The organism is Actinomadura xylanilytica (assembly GCF_030283145.1).
Classification (GTDB): Bacteria; Actinomycetota; Actinomycetes; order Streptosporangiales; family Streptosporangiaceae; genus Spirillospora; species Spirillospora xylanilytica.
This window is the reverse complement of record NZ_JASNWE010000004.1, coordinates 1,206,109-1,223,332: the sequence shown is the minus strand read 5'-3', so window position 1 is coordinate 1,223,332 and position 17,224 is coordinate 1,206,109. Positions and strand designations below refer to the sequence as shown.

Annotated in this window: 10 protein-coding genes; all 10 read left to right on the top strand. The window is 69.1% G+C overall.

What is annotated here, in order from left to right:
• The 10 genes from QP090_RS29500 to QP090_RS29455 all read left to right on the top strand — a co-directional run bounded on the left by QP090_RS29500 (position 1) and on the right by QP090_RS29455 (position 17,131).
• Positions 1–1,353, top strand: coding sequence for an MCE family protein (locus QP090_RS29500; protein ID WP_285942727.1), 1,353 nt, complete (start codon positions 1–3; stop codon positions 1,351–1,353).
• Entirely contained in the window at positions 1,350–2,381 is a 1,032-nt protein-coding gene (locus QP090_RS29495; RefSeq protein WP_285942726.1) for an MCE family protein, read from the top strand. Before QP090_RS29500 ends, QP090_RS29495 begins: the two co-directional genes overlap by 4 nt.
• Complete coding sequence (locus QP090_RS29490; RefSeq protein WP_285942725.1) at positions 2,382–3,476, top strand: MCE family protein; 1,095 nt, start codon at positions 2,382–2,384, stop codon at positions 3,474–3,476.
• Between the two features lie 21 nt (positions 3,477–3,497).
• Entirely contained in the window at positions 3,498–4,769 is a 1,272-nt protein-coding gene (locus tag QP090_RS29485; protein ID WP_285942724.1) for an MCE family protein, read from the top strand.
• Positions 4,766–6,109 carry an MCE family protein gene (locus QP090_RS29480; protein ID WP_285942723.1) on the top strand — a complete coding sequence of 448 codons (1,344 nt, stop codon included), beginning with the start codon at positions 4,766–4,768 and terminating at the stop codon, positions 6,107–6,109. Before QP090_RS29485 ends, QP090_RS29480 begins: the two co-directional genes overlap by 4 nt.
• A complete protein-coding gene (locus QP090_RS29475; protein WP_285942722.1) occupies positions 6,106–7,578 on the top strand; it encodes an MCE family protein in 1,473 nt (490 codons plus the stop codon). The genes QP090_RS29480 and QP090_RS29475 overlap by 4 nt, the downstream gene beginning before the upstream one ends.
• 78 nt (positions 7,579–7,656) lie before the next feature.
• Positions 7,657–8,184 carry an Rv1363c family protein gene (locus QP090_RS29470; RefSeq protein WP_285942721.1) on the top strand — a complete coding sequence of 176 codons (528 nt, stop codon included), beginning with the start codon at positions 7,657–7,659 and terminating at the stop codon, positions 8,182–8,184.
• On the top strand, positions 8,181–9,371 hold the full coding sequence (locus QP090_RS29465; protein ID WP_285942720.1) for an Rv1363c family protein: 1,191 nt from the start codon (positions 8,181–8,183) through the stop codon (positions 9,369–9,371). The genes QP090_RS29470 and QP090_RS29465 overlap by 4 nt, the downstream gene beginning before the upstream one ends.
• 393 nt (positions 9,372–9,764) lie before the next feature.
• Positions 9,765–13,232 carry a DNA-directed RNA polymerase subunit beta gene (gene rpoB / locus QP090_RS29460; RefSeq protein WP_285942719.1) on the top strand — a complete coding sequence of 1,156 codons (3,468 nt, stop codon included), beginning with the start codon at positions 9,765–9,767 and terminating at the stop codon, positions 13,230–13,232.
• A 20-nt stretch (positions 13,233–13,252) separates the two neighbouring features.
• On the top strand, positions 13,253–17,131 hold the full coding sequence (locus QP090_RS29455; RefSeq protein WP_285942718.1) for a DNA-directed RNA polymerase subunit beta': 3,879 nt from the start codon (positions 13,253–13,255) through the stop codon (positions 17,129–17,131).
• Positions 17,132–17,224: the final 93 nt, after the last annotated feature.

The window sequence follows — 17,224 nt, the reverse complement described above, 5'->3', positions numbered from 1 at the left end:
ATGACGCATTCGGCGAACCCGGGGTCCGGCAGGCTGTCGCAGCGGATGCGCCACCGGCTGCTCGGCCTGTCGATGGTCGTGGTGATCGTGCTGCTGCTGGCACTGACGGTCGCGCTGTTCAACAAGGCGCTGACCCCCGTCGTCAAGGTGACGGTGGACGCCGAGCGGGCCGGGCTCCAGCTGCTGCCCCGCTCCGACGTCAAGGTGCGCGGGCTGATCGTGGGCGAGGTCCGCGGTTCGCACGCCACCGAGCACGGCGCGGTGCTGGACCTGGCGCTCGATCCCGACAAGGCCAAGCTGGTCCCGTCCAACGTGCAGGCGCGGCTGCTGCCGAAGACGCTGTTCGGCGAGAAGTACGTCGACCTGGAGATCCCGGCGCAGGCGGGCCGGCCGGGCCTGCGCAAGGGGCAGGTCATCCAGCAGGACCGGTCGCAGACCGCGGTCGAGATCGACAAGGTGCTCGGCAACCTGCTGCCGCTGCTCCAGGCGGTCAAGCCGGAGAAGCTGAACAGCACGCTCAACGCGATCGCGACGGCGTTGCAGGGCCGCGGCGAGCAGCTCGGCGGCGACCTGGAGCAGGCCGACGCGCTGCTGAAGAAGATCAACCCGCAGCTCGGCACGCTGGTCCACGACCTCAACGGGCTCTCGGACGTCTCCGACATCTACCGCGCCGCGGCACCGGACCTGCTCGACACCCTGCGCAACCTCAACGTGACCAGCAAGACGATCACCGACGAGCAGGGCACGATCGAGGACATCATCCCGATGGTCACCGGCTTCTCCAAGGACACCGACCGGTTCATGAAGGTGAACGGCCCGAAGATCATTGGCTTCAACGTGGCCAACCGGGACGGGCTAGAGGTGCTGGCCCGCTACTCGTCCACGCTGCCGTGCGTGCTCGCGGGGATGATGAAGCTGAAGCCGGAGGCCGAGCGGGTGGCGGGGGCGGGCGGCTCCAAGACCTTCAACCTGACCATCGAGATCGTCAAGCCCCGTCCGGCGTACAAGAACCCGCTGGACCTGCCCGAGATGAAGGACCAGCGCGGCCCGCGCTGCTACAACCTGCCCGATCCGAAGGTCCCCTTCCCCGACTGGATGGCGTTGGACGGCACCCAGGACGACCTGTGGTGGAAGAACCCCGGTGACCCGAACGCCGGCGGCAACGGCGGCGGGCAGGGCCGGGGCCGGGCGATGTCGAAGGTGTTCGTCGACCCGGGCACCGCGATGACCGAGAAGGACAAGATCAAGAATGTCGTCGGGCCGATGACCCGCACCCCCGCGGGCGAGGTGTCGGACGTGGCGCAACTGCTGTTCGGGCCGGTCATGCAGGGATCGGTGGTGACGGTCAAGTGAAGACCACCAGCGCCGCCGTCAAGCTCCTGATCTTCGTGGTACTCACCTCGCTGACCACCGGCGTGCTGGCGATGACCATCTCCAACGCGCGCTTCCAGAGCACCGACAGCTACAGCGCGATCTTCACCGACGTGGCCGGGCTGCTCGACAACGACGACGTGCGCGTCGCCGGGGTCCGGGTCGGCCAGGTCGAGAAGATCGAGCTGTACCGGGGCGACCGGGCCAAGGTGACGTTCAGCCTCGGCAAGGGCGGGGTGTTCGAGGGCGGCCTCCCCACGTCCACTCAGGTGCAGGTGCGGTACCGCAACCTGATGGGGCAGCGCTACCTGGCGCTGAACGAGGGGCCGGGCAACGCCAACGAGCACCTGCGGCGCGGCGCGACGATCCCGGAGACGCAGACCCAGCCGGCGCTCGACCTGACCGTGCTGTTCAACGGATTCCGGCCGCTGTTCCGCGCGCTGGAGCCCGACGACGTCAACAAGCTGGCCTTCCAGATCGTGCAGACGCTCCAGGGCGAGGGCGGCACGATCAACAGCCTGCTCGCGCACGTGGCGTCGCTGACCAACACGCTGGCCGACCGCGACAAGGTCATCGGCCAGGTGATTGACAACCTGAACAACGTGCTGGGCACCATCGACCAGCGGCACACCCAGGTCAACCGCCTGATCACCGACCTGCGCGGGTTCGTCGGCGGGGTCGCCGACGACCGGCAGGCGATCTTCGACTCGGTGTCGGCGATCAACCAGCTGACCGGCACCACCGCCGGGCTGCTGCGCGAGGCCCGTCCCGGGCTCAAGAACGACATCGCCGGGCTCCAGCAGCTCAGCGGGACGCTGAACAAGAACGGCGACACCCTCGACAAGGGCTTGCAGCGGACCCCGGAGCGGCTGGAGAAGCTGGTCAACATCTCCTCCTACGGCTCCTGGTTCAACATGTACATCTGCGGCCTCGACGCGCGGGTGCGGCTGCCGGGCGGCCCGGTCTACCAGACGCCCGCGATCGTGAACGAGAACGCGAGGTGCAAGTAGATGAGGATCCCGTTCCGGGAGCGCAACCCGGTCCCCATCGGCATCGCCGCGTTCGCCGCCATCGTCGTCGTGCTGGCGGTGGCGATGAACCTCCAGAGCATCCCGTTCGTCGCGGGCGGCACCGAGCACAAGGCCGCGTTCAAGGAGGCGGCCGGGCTCAAGTCGGACGAGGAGGTCCGCGTCGCCGGCGTGAAGGTCGGCCAGGTCACCGCGCTGGACCTGGACGGCGACCACGTCACCGTCACCTTCCGGGTGGACGACGGGGTCAGGCTCGGCGACCTGACCCGCGCCGAGATCAAGATCAAGACGATGCTCGGCGCGCACTACCTGGCGCTGGTGCCGCGCGGCGGCGGCAGGCTCGGCAAGCGGATCCCGATCGACCGGACCAGCACCCCGTTCGAGGTCGTCCCGGCGATCAGCGAGCTGAGCCAGCGGGTCAGCAAGATCGACTACAGGCAGATGGCGAAGTCGTTCGACGTGCTGTCGGACACCTTCCGCAACTCGCCGGAGGAGATCAGGGCCTCGCTCAAGGGGCTGCGCCGGCTGTCGGACACCGTCGCCTCGCGCGACGAGCAGCTGCACGAGCTGACCGGCAAGGCCAAGAACGTGTCCCAGCTCCTCGCCGACCGCAACCAGGACTTCACCAAGCTGGTCCAGGACGGCGACAAGGTGCTCCAGGCCGTCCAGTCGCGGCGCGCGGTCATCCACCAGCTCCTGATCAACACCGTCGCGCTCTCCCAGCAGGTGAACGCGCTGATCCGGGAGAACGAGAGCCGGCTCCGCCCGATGCTGGACAACCTGGAGAAGGTCAGCGGGATTCTGCTGAAGAACCAGGACAACCTGGACAACATCATCAAGCTGTACGCGCCGTTCGCCCGCCAGTTCGCCGACGTCACCGGCACCGGGCGCTGGTTCGACTCCTACATCCAGAACCTCCTCCCCATCCCCGCGTCGATCAAGGACGCGCCCAAGAGCAACGGAGGCGCGAACGGCGGCACCGCCCAGCAGCAGGGCGCGGGCAGGCCCGGAACCGGCCAGCAGGGCACCGGCCAGCAGGGCGCCGGCCAGAACAACCCGTTGCCGTTCCTCCCGTAAGCGCGAGCAGGCAGGTCATCAGTGCGAAACTCAGCAACCATCCTTCGCCTCGGCGGCGCGATCCTCGCCGTCGCGGTGCTGGCGGCCTCGCTCGTGCTGCTGCTCCAGGGGTCCGAGCAGCGCCACGTGACGGCGTACTTCACCAAGACCGTGGGCCTCTACGCGGGTGCCGACGTGCGCATCCTCGGCATCAAGGTCGGCAAGGTCACCAAGGTGACCCCGGTCGGCGACGCGGTCAAGGTCGAGTTGGAGTACGAGGCCCGGCGCAAGGTCCCCGCCGGCGCGCAGGCCGTCATCGTCAACCAGACCCTGGTCGCCGACCGCTACATCCAGCTCACCCCCGCCTACAAGGGCGGCGCGCTGCTCCAGGACAAGGCGACGCTGACCACCAGCCGCACCGCGGTCCCGGTGGAGGTCGACGAGATCGGCGGCAGCCTGAGCGACCTCACCAAGGCGCTCGGCCCGGACGGCGCCAACAAGGACGGCTCGCTCTCGCAGCTCCTCCAGGTCGGCGCCGACACCCTGCAAGGGCAGGGCGGCGACATCCGGCAGACGATCCACGACACGTCCAAGATGCTGAGCACCTTCAGCGCCGACCGCGGTGACCTCGCCACCACGATCAAGAACCTGCGCGTGATCACCGACGCGATGAAGGCCAACGACCAGCAGATCCAGCAGTTCACCGGGCACCTCAACGGGGTCTCCGGGCAGCTCGCGGGGGAGAAAGAGGAGCTCAGCGCGGCCCTCAACACCCTCGCCCCGACGCTGCGCAACGTGCAGCGGTTCATCAAGGACAACCGGGGCCAGTTGTCCGACAACGTCCGGCAGCTCGCGCAGATCACCGGCGTGCTGGTCAAGGAGAAGGACGCGGTCGCCGAGCTGCTGGAGTCCGGCCCGATGGCGGTCAACAACCTGGCCCGCGCCTACGACCCGATCAGCGGCACCATCCACAACCGGGCCGACCTGCGCCAGTTCCACGACCTGGCCGACTGGGTCTGCTCGCTGGCCTACTCGGTCGGCACGCCCGCCAAGCAGTGCCTGGACTTCGTCAAGCCCTACAACGGCATCGGCAAGGCGCTGGCCGGGATCAGCCTGGACCTGTCCTGGATCACCGCGCTGACCACCCACTACGACCCGGAGCCGATCCCGCCGGACGCCTACGGGCCGAACGGCCGGGGCAGCGGCGCCACCGCCGCGAAGGGCGGGAAGGCCGCCGGGACGGCCAAGGGCGGCCCGGCCGGTGCGCAGAGGCCGAAGGACGTCAGGGGACTGCTGCCCGGAGGTGGCCGATGAGCAGGAAGCAGTGGCGGCGGGCGCGGCTCGCCGGGGTCGCGGCGCTCGCGGGCGCGGCGGCCCTGTCGGGCTGCTCGTTCCGCGGGGTCGACTCGATCCCGCTGCCCGGCGGCCCGGACCTCGGCAGCGGGCCCACGACCGTCAGGATCGAGTTCGCGAACGTGCTCGACCTGGTGCCGCAGTCGGTGGTCAAGGTCAACGACGTCTCGGTCGGCAAGGTCGACAAGATCGACCTGGCCGGCGGGACGGGCGGCTGGCACGCCCTGGTCACCGTCAAGGTGCGCAAGGACGTCAAGCTGCCCGACAACGCGGTCGCCACGATCGGCCAGACCAGCCTGCTGGGCGAGAAGTTCGTCGCGCTCTCCGCGCCGCCGGGCCAGGCCGCCGCCGGGCGGCTCGGCTCCGGCGACCTCATCCCGCTGGCCCGCACCACGCGCAGCACCGAGGTCGAGGAGGTGCTGTCGGCGATGTCGCTGCTGCTGAACGGCGGCGGCATCGAGCAGGTCTCCACGATCAGCCACGAGCTCCAGGCCGCGATGGGCGGGCGGGAGGCGACGATCAAGTCGGTGCTGGGCCAGGTGAACACCTTCGTCGGCACGCTGGACCGCAACCGCGGCTCCATCACCCGGGCGATCGACAGCATCGACCGGCTGACCGGCAAGCTGTCCAGCGAGCGGGCGACCATCGCCGACACCATCGACAAGACCGGCCCGGCCATCGGCGTCCTGAACCGCAACCGCGCCGATCTGACCAAGATGCTGGTCGCGCTCGACAAGCTGAGCCGCACCACGACCGGCGTGATCGAACAGTCGCAGGCCGACCTGGTGGCCAACCTCAAGGATCTGGACACCATCCTGCGCAACCTCAACAAGGCCGGCTCCGACCTGCCCAAGTCGCTGGAATCGCTGATCACCTTCCCGTTCCCGGCGACCTTCGGCAACGTGATCGAGGGCGACTACGGCAACATCAACCTCACGGTCGACCTCGACATGGAGTCCATCGCGCACAACCTGCTGGGCGGCACCGACCTGGAGGGGATGCTCGGCAACGGGCAGCAGATGCGCAGCATGCTCACCGTCCCGAACGTGCAGCTCCCGCAGTCGCCGCTGGGCGTGCTGCCGCAGACGCCGGGCGGCCGGGGCGGCGGTGCGGGCGGGCAGGGCGGCATCCCGGGCCTTCCGGGCGGTGGCGGGGCCGGCGGCACCCCCGGCGTTCCCGGCGCCACTCCGAAGGCCACGCCCGGGAACAAGGGCGGCGCGTCCCGGAACCGGCCGGGCGCGCTCGGCCCGGGCGCCGGGCAGCGCGATCTCCAGACCCTGATGACGGGGGGCCTCTCGTGATCCTCAAGCGCGGCGTCAAGATCCAGTTGATCGCCTTCGCCCTCATCACCGTCATCGGCGTGACGGTCGTGTCGGTGAACTACATCGGCTTCGGCCGCAAGACGTTCGGCCGCCAGTACACCGCCTTCGTCGACCTCACCGACTCCGGCGGCGTGTTCACTAACGCCGAGGTGACCTACCGGGGCGTCCCGGTCGGACGGGTCGGGCCGATCAGGCTCACCGAGAGCGGCATCAAGGTCGAGCTGACCCTCGACCGCGGGCAGCGGATCCCGCGCGCGGGCACCAAGGCCGTGGTGGCGAACCGGTCGGCGGTCGGCGAGCAGTACATCGACCTCCAGCCCGCCCGCAGGACCGGACCCTACCTGGACCAGGGCGCCGCCTACACGATCCCGCGCGAGCTGACCACGCTCCCGGTGTCGACCGCCGAGCTGCTGCGCAACGTCGACCGGCTGGTCTCGTCGGTCGACCCCAAGAACCTCGGCACGATCGTGGACGAGCTCGACAAGGCGTTCTCCGGCTCGGCCGCCGACCTCCAGTCGATCCTGGACGACACCGACCGGCTGCTCAAGACCGCCGACCAGGCCTACCCCGACACCAAGAAGCTGCTCGACAACAGCGTCACCGTGCTCGACACCCAGCGGGCCCAGGGCGCCAACATCCTCGGCTTCTCGCGGAACCTGAACGAGCTCACCACCCAGCTCCGCAAGGACGACCCGGCGCTGCGCCGGACCATCGAGGCCACCCCCGGCGCGGTGGTGCAGGCCGACAAGACCATCGAGGACCTGGCGCCCACGCTGCCGGTGCTGCTGGCCAACATGACCACCACGGGCCAGATCATCGCCTCGCACAAGGCCGGGCTGCGCTCGCTGCTGATCATGTACCCGATGACGGTGGCCGGCGCGTTCACCGTGACCCCCGGCGACGGCACCCAGCACCTCGGCCTGGCGCTCAACTTCGACTCCCCGCCCCCGTGCACCAAGGGCTACGAGAAGGTCAAGCACCGCTGGCCGCAGGACACCGGCCGCAAGGCCCCGCGGCTGGACGTGGGCTGCACCGACAGCCCCGGCTCCCCGAGCGCGGTCCGCGGCGCGCGCAACTTCCCCAAGCAGGACCTGTCGCCCGTCCCGAAGGTGCCCGCGGGCGCGACGGACGGCGCGGGCTTCCCGGCGGGCGGTGCCTCCGGCAACGCGGCCGGGGCCCCGAAGGCCGAGTCCGGGAAGGGCGGCAAGCCCGCGGCGAAGGGCGCCGGCGAGGGCTCCGGGAGCGGGGACGCCGCGCTCGCGGCGAACAACTCCCTTTACGTCCCGTTCTCATCAGAATCGGTGGAGATCGCCGGATACGACCCTTCGACCGGTACGGTCTACGGGCCCGACGGCAAGCGCTACGGCATGGGCGCGAACGGCGGCCAGCAGCGCATCCTGGGGGAGTCCTCCTGGAAGATGCTGCTGCTCGGCCCGCTCTCACAGTGATCACGGCCGGCGCTGTGACGACCGAACGCGGACGTGATGGCGGACGTACGGCCAGAACCCGATGAAGGAGGCGACGCGATGAAGTACGGCGCGACCGACGCGGTCGACGCCGCGGCGTCGCGGGGCCGCGGTGGCGGTGTCACCGTGATCGTCCTGGGCGTGCTCGCCGTGGTCCTGGCCGCGGCGGTCGGGGTGGTCGGCCTGCGCTACCGGCCGGCCCACGACGAGAACGAGCGGCGGGCGGCGGCCACCCAGGCGGCCCGGCAGACCGGCGTCAACCTGGCCAGCATCGACTACCGCAGTGTGCAGCAGGGCATCGACCGGGTGGTCGGCGGGATGACCGGCGACATCAAGAACCAGTGGTCCACCCAGGCCAAGATCATCGCGGACACCGCGACCAAGACCAAGGCCACCTCGCAGGTGCAGCAGGTCCGGGCCGGGGTGGTCTCCCTGGACGAGGACTCGGCCGAGGTGATCGTGGCGATCAGCGCGACGACCACCAGCCCCCAGGTCCCGCAGGGAACCCCGCGCAACTGGCGGTTCGCGATGGGCCTCACCCGGGTCGACGGACGTTGGCTCGTCTCGAAGATGGGAATTGTCCCATGACGATGCTCGGGCGCGGGAAGCGCGACGCCGCCGACAAGGCGCGCAAGGCGGAGAAGGCCCGGCAGAAGGCCGACGAGGCCGCCCGCAAGGCCGCGGAGGCTGCCGCCGAGGCCGAACGGGCCGCCCTGGAGGCCGACGAGGCCGAGGGTGCCGCCAGTGCGGACGCTGAGAGCGACGCTGAGGTGGCGGCGACGACCAAGGGTGCCGGGAAGTCAACCAAGACATCCAAGGCCGCCACGCGGAAGAAGAGCGCCCCAGAGGCCGATTCCGAGCCGGTGGACGATGTCGAAGCCGAGCCGGAGACCGTCTCTAAGCCCGCTCCGAAGGCCAAGACCGCGACCAAGACCACGGCCAAGGCCAAGCCCTCCAAAGTCGAACCCCAGCCCGACGACGAGCCCGAGGCCGCGGCCGACGACGCGGAGGCGGACGCGGACGCGGACGCGGTCGAGGCCAAGTCCGTCCCGACGAAGAAGAAGCCCGTCCGGAAAATGCCCGAACCCGACGCCGACGCCGACGAGGAGGACGCCGACGAGCCCGACGAGACGGCCGCGGCGTCCGAGGCCGAGCCCTCCAAGGCCGGAACCGACGAGGACGAGGACAGCGACGAGGACGAGGACGAGGGCGAGGGCGAGCTCGAGACCACCGTCGTCCCGGCCGAGGCGAGGTCCCGGTCCCGCTCCAGGTCACCGAAGTCGGCGGTCGGCGGGGTGCGTCCCGCGGTGTGGGTGCTCCTCGCCGTCAACGTGGTGCTGGCGGCCCTGCTGGCGTGGCTGTGCGTGGCCCTCTCCGGGGTGAACCAGGAGCAGGGCGACACCAAGGCGGTCGGCAAGGTCTCGTTCGCCGCCGGGCAGGCCGCCGAGGACCTGTCGTCGTACGACTACCGGACGATCGACGACGACCTCAAGCGGGCCACCGACCACACCACCGGCGCGTTCCACGCCGAGTTCGCCAAGATGACCACCACGGTGAAGCCGTCGGCGCTCCAGGGGAAGATCGTGGTGGAGGGGACGGCGGTGAAGACCGCGGTCGAGAGCATCGGCGACGGCAAGGCGATCGCGCTGGTCTACCTCGACCAGCAGACCGCCAAGGGCGCCAGCGGCGAGCGCACCCCGAACCAGTACACGGTGCGCCTGGTGATGAAGAAGGTCGGCGGCCGATGGCTGGTCGCGGAGCTCCAGATGATGTGAGGACGGGGCCGTCCGGACAGGGCTCCGACGTCGGGCGATCACCCCTCCGGGGTGGTCGCCCGACCGTTGTCCAGGCCCTACCGCCGGGTAGTCGGACGGATCCTAAACTATGGTCTTCCTCACTGCAGGTCAGAGCCCGAAAAGTCCAAGTCCGCTCTTGACTACAAGGCCCTGAGAGGCGATGCTCCAAGGCAACTGTGAGGCATACTGCGGCGGTAGAGTTGCGAGCGGTGTGGCGGTCGGCTACACTGCCCCTTTGCGCTGCCCTCTGACATCCACGTGTGAGAGCACTCCTGCCTTGGTCCCTTTTGGGCCTCATCGTGCAGGTCTCGGACGTGGATCGTCTGGCGTGCGTGTCGTCAGTTACGCCGCGAGCCCTCGGAAGGACCACTCTTGGCAGCCTCGCGCAACGCCTCGAATACCGCAACCGGTCCGAACCGCGTCTCCTTCGCGCGCATCAAGGAGCCGCTCGAAGTCCCGGACCTCCTTGCTCTGCAGACCGACTCTTTTGACTGGCTGCTCGGCAACGAGAGGTGGAAGGCCCGGGTCGAGGCGGCCCAGAAGGCCGGAAGTAAGAGCGTCCCGACCCAGTCGGGTCTGGAGGAGATCTTCGAGGAGATCAGTCCCATCGAGGACTTCTCCGGGACCATGTCGCTCTCGTTCCGCGATCACCGGTTCGAGCCGCCCAAGTACTCCGTCGAGGAGTGCAAGGACAAGGACATGACCTACTCCGCCCCCATGTTCGTCACGGCGGAGTTCATCAACAACACCACCGGTGAGATCAAGAGCCAGACGGTGTTCATGGGCGATTTCCCGCTCATGACGCCCAAGGGCACCTTCATCGTCAACGGGACCGAGCGAGTCGTCGTCTCGCAGCTGGTCCGTTCGCCCGGCGTCTACTTCGACCGCGCGCTCGACAAGGCATCCGACAAGGACATCTACGGCTGCAAGGTCATCCCCAGCCGCGGCGCCTGGCTCGAGTTCGAGATCGACAAGCGCGACAACGTCGGCGTGCGCATCGACCGCAAGCGCAAGCAGCCGGTCACCGTGCTGCTCAAGGCGCTCGGCTGGGACGAGGCCCGCATCCGCGAGCGCTTCGGCTCCTACGAGTCGATCAACGTCACCCTGGAGAAGGACCACACCTCCGGCCAGGACGACGCCCTGCTCGACATCTACCGCAAGCTGCGGCCGGGTGAGCCGCCGACCAAGGAGTCGGCGCAGACCCTGCTGGAGAACCTGTACTTCAACCCCAAGCGCTACGACCTCGCCAAGGTCGGCCGCTACAAGGTCAACAAGAAGCTCGGGCTCGACCTGGACATGAACCAGGGCACGATGACCGAGGACGACGTCGTCGCCACCATCGAGTACCTCGTCCGGCTGCACGCCGGCGAGGAGGAGGCCACCCTCGGGGCGGTCCCGGTGCCGATCGAGGTCGACGACATCGACCACTTCGGCAACCGGCGGCTGCGCACGGTGGGCGAGCTGATCCAGAACCAGGTCCGGCTGGGCCTGGCCCGGATGGAGCGCGTCGTCCGCGAGCGGATGACCACCCAGGACGTCGAGGCGATCACGCCGCAGACCCTGATCAACATCCGGCCGGTCGTCGCCTCCATCAAGGAGTTCTTCGGCACCAGCCAGCTCTCGCAGTTCATGCAGCAGAGCAACCCGCTCGACGGCCTGACGCACAAGCGGCGGCTGTCGGCGCTCGGCCCCGGTGGCCTGTCGCGTGAGCGGGCCGGCATGGAGGTCCGCGACGTCCACCCGTCGCACTACGGCCGCATGTGCCCGATCGAGACGCCGGAAGGCCCGAACATCGGCCTGATCGGCTCGCTCGCCGCGTTCGGCCGGGTCAACCCGTTCGGCTTCGTCGAGACGCCGTACCGCAAGGTCACCGACGGTGTGGTCACCGAGCAGATCGACTACCTCACCGCCGACGAGGAGGACCGCTTCGTCATCGCGCAGGCCAACTCGGCGCTCAATGACGACGGCACCTTCGTCGACGACAAGGTCCTCATCCGCAAGAAGGGCGGCGAGGTCGAGCTGATCCCGCCGAACGACGTCCAGTACATGGACGTCTCGGCGCGGCAGATGACCTCGGTCGCCACCGCGATGATCCCGTTCCTGGAGCACGACGACGCCAACCGGGCGCTGATGGGCTCCAACATGCAGCGCCAGTCCGTTCCGCTGCTGCGCAGCGAGGCGCCGCTGGTGGGCACCGGTATGGAGTACCGTGCCGCGGTCGACGCCGGTGACGTGATCACCGCGGAGAAGGCCGGCGTGGTCGAGGAGGTCTCCGCCGACTACGTGACCGTGATGAACGACGATGCCACCCGGACCACGTACCGGGTCACCAAGTTCAAGCGGTCCAACCAGGGCACCTGCTACAACCAGAAGCCCATCGTGGTCGAGGGGCAGCGGGTCGAGGTCGGCCAGGTCGTCGCGGACGGCCCGTGCACCGACGACGGCGAGATGGCGCTCGGCAAGAACCTCCTCGTGGCGTTCATGCCCTGGGAGGGGCACAACTACGAGGACGCCATCATCCTCAGCCAGCGCCTGGTGCAGGACGACGTCCTGTCCTCGATCCACATCGAGGAGCACGAGGTCGACGCCCGCGACACCAAGCTGGGCCCCGAGGAGATCACCCGGGACATCCCGAACGTCTCCGAAGAGGTCCTGGCCGACCTGGACGAGCGCGGCATCATCCGGATCGGCGCCGACGTCGTCCCCGGCGACATCCTGGTCGGCAAGGTCACGCCCAAGGGCGAGACCGAGCTGACCCCGGAGGAGCGGCTGCTGCGCGCGATCTTCGGCGAGAAGGCGCGCGAGGTGCGCGACACCTCGCTGAAGGTGCCGCACGGCGAAGAGGGCAAGGTCATCGGCGTCCGCGTGTTCAGCCGTGACGAGGGCGACGAGCTCCCGCCCGGCGTGAACGAGCTGGTCCGGGTCTACGTCGCGCAGAAGCGCAAGATCACCGACGGCGACAAGCTGGCCGGACGGCACGGCAACAAGGGCGTCATCTCCAAGATCCTGCCGGTCGAGGACATGCCGTTCATGGAGGACGGCACCGCGGTCGACATCGTGCTCAACCCGCTCGGCGTGCCGGGCCGGATGAACGTGGGGCAGGTCCTGGAGACCCACCTCGGCTGGGTCGCCAGCCGCGGCTGGAAGGTCGAGGGCGTCGACGCCGAGTGGAAGAGCGCGCTCACCGACATCGGTGCCGACGAGGCCCCCGCGTGGACCAAGACCGCCACTCCGGTGTTCGACGGTGCCCGCGAGGACGACGTCACCGGCCTGCTCGAGAGCACCCTGCCCAACCGCGACGGCAACCGCATGGTGAGCCCGGGCGGGAAGGCGCGGCTGTTCGACGGCCGTACCGGCGAGCCCTACAGCGAGCCGGTCTCGGTCGGCTACATCTACATCCTCAAGCTGCTCCACCTGGTCGACGACAAGATCCACGCGCGCTCGACCGGCCCGTACTCCATGATCACTCAGCAGCCGCTCGGCGGTAAGGCCCAGTTCGGTGGCCAGCGCTTCGGTGAGATGGAGGTCTGGGCTCTGGAGGCGTACGGCGCCGCCTACGCCCTCCAGGAGCTGCTGACCATCAAGTCCGACGACGTCCTCGGCCGGGTCAAGGTCTACGAGGCCATCGTCAAGGGCGAGAACATCCCCGAGCCCGGCATTCCCGAGTCCTTCAAGGTGCTCATCAAGGAGATGCAGTCGCTGTGCCTCAACGTCGAGGTCCTCTCCAGCGACGGCATGTCCATCGAGATGCGAGACACCGATGAGGACGTCTTCCGCGCTGCGGAGGAGCTCGGCATCGACCTGTCCCGGCGTGAGCCGAGCAGTGTCGAAGAGGTCTGATCAACTCAAGGGGAATTCAGTTGCTTGACGTCAACTTCTTCGACGAGCTACGCATCGGCCTGGCGACCGCTGACGACATCCGCCAGTGGTCGCACGGCGAGGTCAAGAAGCCGGAGACGATCAACTACCGCACCCTCAAGCCGGAGAAGGACGGGCTCTTCTGCGAGAAGATCTTCGGTCCGACCCGCGACTGGGAGTGCTACTGCGGCAAGTACAAGCGCGTCCGGTTCAAGGGCATCATCTGCGAGCGCTGCGGCGTCGAGGTGACCCGCGCCAAGGTGCGCCGTGAGCGGATGGGCCACATCGAGCTGGCCGCGCCGGTCACGCACATCTGGTACTTCAAGGGCGTGCCCAGCCGGCTCGGCTACCTGCTCGACCTGGCCCCGAAGGATCTCGAGAAGATCATCTACTTCGCGGCCTACATGATCACCAACGTGGACATCGAGCGGCGCGACCGCGACCTGCCCACGCTGGAGGCGCACATCTCGGTGGAGCGCCAGCAGATCGAGCAGGCTCGCGACGCCCAGGTCGAGGCCCGCCAGCAGAAGCTGGAGGGCGACCTCGGCGAGCTCGAGGAGGCCGGGGCCAAGGCCGACCAGAAGCGCAAGGTGCGCGACGGCGCCGAGCGGGAGATGAAGCAGCTGCGCGACCGCGCGCAGCGCGAGATCGACCGCCTCGACGAGGTGTGGAGCCGGTTCAAGAACCTCAAGGTCCAGGACCTCGAGGGCGACGAGCTGCTCTACCGCGAGATGCGCGACCGCTTCGGCAAGTACTTCGAGGGCGGCATGGGCGCCGCGGCCATCCAGGCCCGGCTCCAGAACTTCGACCTCGACGCCGAGGCCGAGAAGCTCCGCGACATCATCCGCACCGGCAAGGGCCAGAAGAAGGCCCGCGCCCTCAAGCGGCTCAAGGTCGTCTCGGCGTTCCTCAACACCCGCAACAGCCCGCTCGGCATGGTGCTGGACTGCATCCCGGTGATCCCGCCGGACCTGCGGCCGATGGTGCAGCTCGACGGTGGCCGCTTCGCGACCTCCGACCTGAACGACCTGTACCGCCGTGTGATCAACCGGAACAACCGGCTCAAGCGGCTGCTCGACCTCGGTGCGCCCGAGATCATCGTCAACAACGAGAAGCGGATGCTCCAGGAGGCCGTCGACGCGCTGTTCGACAACGGCCGCCGCGGCCGGCCCGTCACCGGGCCGGGCAACCGTCCGCTCAAGTCGCTGTCGGACATGCTCAAGGGCAAGCAGGGCCGGTTCCGCCAGAACCTGCTCGGCAAGCGCGTCGACTACTCCGGCCGTTCGGTCATCGTCGTCGGCCCGCAGCTGAAGCTGCACCAGTGCGGCCTGCCCAAGCAGATGGCGCTGGAGCTCTTCAAGCCGTTCGTGATGAAGCGGCTGGTCGACCTCAACCACGCGCAGAACATCAAGAGCGCCAAGCGGATGGTCGAGCGGGCCCGCCCGGTCGTGTGGGACGTGCTCGAAGAGGTCATCACCGAGCACCCGGTGCTGCTCAACCGCGCGCCGACCCTGCACCGCCTGGGCATCCAGGCGTTCGAGCCGCAGCTGGTCGAGGGCAAGGCGATCCAGATCCACCCGCTGGTCTGCACCGCCTTCAACGCCGACTTCGACGGCGACCAGATGGCGGTGCACCTGCCGCTGTCGGCCGAGGCCCAGGCCGAGGCGCGGATCCTGATGCTGTCGACCAACAACATCCTCAAGCCGTCCGACGGCAAGCCCGTCACCATGCCCACCCAGGACATGGTGATCGGCCTCTACTGGTTGACGACGCAGAAGGACGGGTCCGCAGGCGAGGGCCGCTCGTTCGGGTCCATCGCCGAGGGCATCATGGCCTACGACCGCAACGAGCTGGACTTGCAGGCCAAGATCCAGATCCGGCTCAAGGACGTCCCGCCGCCGCGCGGCTGGCAGGCGCCCGAGGGCTACGACGCGGGCCGCCCGTACCGGCTGGAGACCACGCTCGGCCGCGCGCTGTTCAACGAGACGCTGCCCGACGACTTCCCGTTCGTGAACGCGGAGATCAGCAAGAAGCAGCTCTCGGCGATCGTCAACGAGCTGGCCGAGACCTACCCCAAGGTCGCGGTGGCCAACGCGCTGGACGCGCTGAAGAGCACCGGGTTCCACTGGGCCACCCGGTCGGGCGTCACCATCGCCATCGACGACGTGGTGACCCCGCCCAACAAGGCCGACATCCTCAGCTCCTACGAGGCGCGCGCCGACAAGGTGCAGCGGGAGTTCAACCGCGGTCTGATCACCGATGACGAGCGCAAGCAGGAGCTCATCGAGATCTGGAACCACGCGACCGCGGATGTGGCCAAGGACATGGAGGCGGCCTTCCCGAAGGCCAACCCCATCTGGATGATGATCCAGTCCGGGGCCCGCGGCAACCCGCTCCAGCTCCGGCAGATCGCCGGTATGCGCGGCCTGGTCTCCAACCCCAAGGGCGAGACCATCCCGCGTCCGATCAAGTCGTCCTTCCGCGAGGGACTGTCGGTCGTCGAGTACTTCATCTCGACGCACGGCGCCCGCAAGGGCCTGGCCGACACCGCGCTGCGCACCGCCGACTCGGGTTACCTGACCCGGCGCCTGGTGGACGTCGCGCAGGACGTGATCGTCCGCGAGGAGGACTGCGGCACCGACCGCACGATCCCCTTCGAGGTCGCCGACAAGCTGCCCGACGGCACGCTGGTCAAGCCGGCCACGTCCGAGACCAGCCTGATCGGGCGGACCATCGCCGAGGAGGTCGTGGTCGACGGGACGGTCATCTTCCCGGCCGACACCGACCTGTCCGACGCCGTGGTGTCGCGCCTGGTCGAGGCGGGCGTCGAGCGGGTCCGCACCCGCAGCGCCCTGGTCTGCGAGGCCAAGATCGGCGTCTGCGCCGCCTGCTACGGCCGCTCGCTGGCCACCGGCAAGCGGGTGGACGTCGGTGAGGCCGTCGGCATCATCGCCGCGCAGTCCATCGGCGAGCCCGGCACCCAGCTGACCATGCGCACCTTCCACACCGGCGGTGTCGCCGGCGGTGACATCACGCACGGTCTGCCGCGTGTCCAGGAGCTGTTCGAGGCCCGCGTCCCCAAGGGCGTGGCCCCGATCAGCGAGGTGGCCGGCCGGGTCAAGATCGACGAGACCGAGAAGACGCGGAAGGTCGTCATCGTCCCCGACGACGGCTCCGACGAGATCGCCTACCCGGTCCCGATGCGGTCCCGGTTCGAGGAGGGGGTCCGCGAGGGCGCCCACGTCGACGTCGGCCAGCAGCTCATCAAGGGCGCGCAGAACCCGCACGAGGTGCTGCGCATCCTCGGCCCCCGCGCCGTGCAGCTGCACCTGGTCCACGAGGTCCAGGAGGTCTACCGGTCCCAGGGCGTGTCGATCCACGACAAGCACATCGAGATCATCGTCCGGCAGATGCTCAAGCGGGTGAACATCCTGGAGTCGGGTGACACCGACCTGCTGCCGGGCGACCTGGTGGAGCGTCCCCTCTTCGAGGGGCGCAACCGGAACGTCGTGGCCGAGGGCGGGGTCCCCGCCGCCGGCCGTCCGGTCCTGATGGGCATCACCAAGGCCTCGCTCGCGACCGAGTCGTGGCTGTCGGCGGCGTCCTTCCAGGAGACCACCCGGGTGCTCACCGAGGCCGCGATGCACGCCAAGAGCGACCCGCTGCTGGGCCTCAAGGAGAACGTCATCATCGGCAAGCTCATCCCGGCCGGTACCGGCATGCCGCAGTACCGCAACGTCCGGGTCGAGCCCACCGAGGAGGCCAAGGCCGCCGTCTACTCCGTCGGCTCGTACGACGACGGAGCCGAGTACGCCTTCGGCCAGGGCTCCGGCGAGGCCGTCCCGCTGGAGGAGTACGACTTCGGTCAGTACAACCGCTGACGCCTGAACGGCGCGGCAAGCGAACCGAGAGGCCCCTCCCGATCCGTCGGGAGGGGCCTCTCGGCGTCCGCGCGGATCGCGCTCGCGCGGCTG